Raw genomic sequence first — 3,258 nt, 5'->3', positions numbered from 1 at the left:
TCATGGCGTTGCTCGCCGTCTGGCAGCTCCTCCTCTCCCGCTACTCCGGACAGGACGACCTCTCCGTCGGCTCCCCCATCGCGGGACGCACCCGAGCGGAGACAGAGGGGCTCATCGGCTTCTTCGTGAACACCCTCGTGCTGCGCACGCAGCTCCTGCCGGGACTCCGCTTCCGCGAGCTGCTCGCGCAGGTGAAACGCACCACGCTCGGCGCCTACGAGCATCAGGACGTCCCCTTCGAGAAGCTCGTCGAGGAACTCAACCCTCACCGCACCCTCAGTCACTCGCCCCTGTTCCAGGTGATGCTCGCCCTGCAGAACGCACCGACGACGAGCATGGAAGTGCCTGGGAGCACGGTGGAGACGTCACCGCTGCGCCTGGAGGCTTTCGACTCGGGAGCGCCGGGCGCGAAGTTCGACCTCACCCTGACGCTGGGCGAGGGACTGGAAGGCGCGCTGGGCTACCGCACGGACTTGTTCGATGAGTCCACCATCGCCCGAATGGTCGCGCACTTCGGCACCCTTCTCGATGCCGCCATCACCACCCCCGATACCCTCGTGGGTGAGCTGCCAATGTTGCCGGCCGAGGAGCGCCGTCAGGTGCTCGTCGAGTGGAACAACACCCGCCGTGAGTTGCCCTGGACTGGCGCCTTCCACGAGCGCTTCGAGGCCCAGGCCGCTCTCACGCCCGACGCCCTCGCCGTCCTCGACGACTCCGCGTCTCTCTCCTTTCTCCAGCTCAACCAGCGCTCGAACCAGCTCGCTCACCTGCTGCGCTCGCGCGGTGTCGGGCCCGAAGTCCGTGTCGCCCTCTGCCTGGAGCGCTCCGTCGACTCCCTCGTCGCCCTCCTCGCCATCCTCAAGGCCGGCGCCGCCTACGTCCCTCTCGACTCCGCCTACCCCCGCGAGCGCCTGGTTTTCATGCTCCTGGACTCCGGCGCTCCCTTCGTCCTCACTCAGTCCCACCTCCTGCCTCGTCTCGACTCGGCCTCCTGCTCGGCCCTCTGCCTCGATGACGCCGCACTGCGCGCTTCTCTCGCCGCGCTCCCCACCTCCAACCCTCCTCGCGTCTCCCTTCCTTCTCACCTCGCCTACGTCATCTACACCTCCGGCTCCACCGGCAAGCCCAAGGGCGTCTTGGTCCACCACTCCTCCGTGGTGAATCTCCTCTCCGCCCTCGCAGCCTCTGTCTACTCCGACGTCCAGCGCCCGCTCCGCGTCTCTCTCAACGCTCCCCTCTCCTTCGACGCCTCCGTCCAGCAGCTCGTCTTCCTCTCCCAGGGCCACTGCCTCTGCTTCGTCCCTCAGGCCGCTCGCGAAGACGTCCCCCTGCTCCTCTCCTGGATTCAGAAGCACCAGCTCGACGTCCTCGACTGCGCTCCCTCTCACCTCCGCCTCCTCCTCGACGAGGGCCTCGCGGAGTCCGGCCGCCCCCTCCGTCTCCTCATCGGCGGTGAGGCCATCGACGACTCTCTCTGGGCCGCTCTCTCTTCCGCGCCTTCGCTGAGTGCCTTCAACGTCTACGGGCCCACTGAGGCCACCGTCGACACCACCGCCCTCTCCATCCGCGCTTCCGCTCGCCCTGCCCTCGGTGGGCCTCTCTCCAACGTCTCCACCTTCATCCTCGACGCATCTCTCCAGCCCGCCCCCATCGGAGTCCCCGGAGAGCTCTTCATCGGCGGCGATGGCCTCGCTCGCGGCTACCACCTCCGTCCGGACCTCACCGCTGAGCGCTTCGTCCCCAATCCCTTCTCCTCGGTGCCGGGTGCTCGCCTCTACCGCACCGGTGACAAGGCTCGCTGGCTTGCCCACGGCCACCTCGAGTACCTCGGCCGCATCGACTTCCAGGTGAAGCTGCGCGGCTTCCGCATCGAGTTGGGCGAAGTCGAGGCCGCTCTCGAAGCGCTGGCTTCCGTCCACCACGCCGCCGCCCTCGTCCGTGAGGACGTCCCCGGCCTCAAGCGCCTCGTCGCCTACGTCACCCCCGCTTCCGTCGACACCTCGTCTCTTCGCGCGGAGCTGCTCCTCAGCCTCCCCGAGTACATGGTGCCCTCGGCCTTCGTCGCCCTGGACGCACTGCCCATCAACACCCACGGCAAGCTCGACAGGAAGGCGCTCCCGGCTCCCGACTCCAGCCCCACCGACTCCTTCCTCGCGCCTCGCAACCCCACCGAGACTCGCCTCGCCGCCATCTGGGCAGAGGTCCTCCACCTCGACTCCGTCAGCGTCTCCGACGACTTCTTCTCCCTCGGTGGCCACTCCCTCCTCGCCACCCAGGTCGTCTCTCGTGTCCGCAAGGCCTTCGACGTCGAGCTGCCTCTTCGCGCTCTCTTCGAGGCGCCAACCGTTGCTGCGCTCGCGGCTCGTGTCGATGCCGTAGGCCACGGGGACCCGTCGCTCCAGCTGCCTCCGCTCGTGGCGGTGCCTCGCACTGGACCGCTGCCGCTGTCCTTCGCGCAGCAGCGCCTGTGGTTCCTCGACAGGCTCCAGCCGGGCAGTCCGTTCTACAACATCCCCTCGGCCATCCAGCTCCATGGGGGACTGAACCTCGCCGCGCTGGAGCGGGCGATTCAGGAGTTGGTGCAGCGCCATGAAGCGCTGCGCACCTCGTTCCACGTCCAGGAGGATGGAGAGGCCGTCCAGCACATCCTTCCTCGTGTGGAGCTGTCCGTCCCGGTAACGGACCTGGAGGCCTTGCCCGAAGCCTCGCGTGAGACCGAAGCGCGGCGACTGGCTCAACTCGAAGCGCAGAAGCCGTTCGAGCTCTCCCAGGCCCCGCTGCTCCGTGCCTCCGTGCTTCGCCTCTCCGAGCAGCGCCACATCCTGCTCGTCACCGTCCACCACATTGTCTCGGACGGCTGGTCCAGCGGCATCCTCACGCGGGAAGTCGGAGCGCTCTACGCCGCGTTCGCCCAGGGACTCCCCTCGCCGCTCGCGCCGCTGGAGCTTCAGTACGCGGACTACGCGGCGTGGCAGCGAGGCTGGCTGCGCGACGAAGCCCTCTCCAAGCAGGTGAGCTGGTGGCGAGGTCAGCTCGCCGGGGCTCCGCACGCCCTGGAGCTGCCCACCGACAGGCCGCGTCCTCCCGTTCAGACGGCGAACGGCGGCACGCTCCCCATCGAGCTGGGCTCGCAGCTCACCGCCGAGCTGCGCGCGCTGTGCCTGCGTGAAGGCGTCACGCCCTTCATGGCACTGCTGTCCGCGTTCCAGGTGTTGCTCGCTCGCTACTCGGGCCAGGACGACATCGTCGTCGGCTCGC

1 protein-coding gene is annotated in these 3,258 nt (G+C 68.4%); it reads left to right on the top strand.

Annotation, left to right across the window (positions count from 1 at the left end):
- A partial coding sequence (locus tag HUA75_RS45960; protein ID WP_174490124.1) for a non-ribosomal peptide synthetase occupies positions 1-3,258 on the top strand: 3,258 nt, incomplete at both ends.

Origin of the sequence: Myxococcus sp. CA040A, assembly GCF_013336725.1 — a bacterium.
In the GTDB taxonomy this organism is placed as follows: Bacteria; Myxococcota; Myxococcia; order Myxococcales; family Myxococcaceae; genus Myxococcus; species Myxococcus llanfairpwllgwyngyllgogerychwyrndrobwllllantysiliogogogochensis.
Note: the sequence above shows the minus strand (reverse complement) of the source record. Positions and strands in the feature narration are given on the sequence as shown.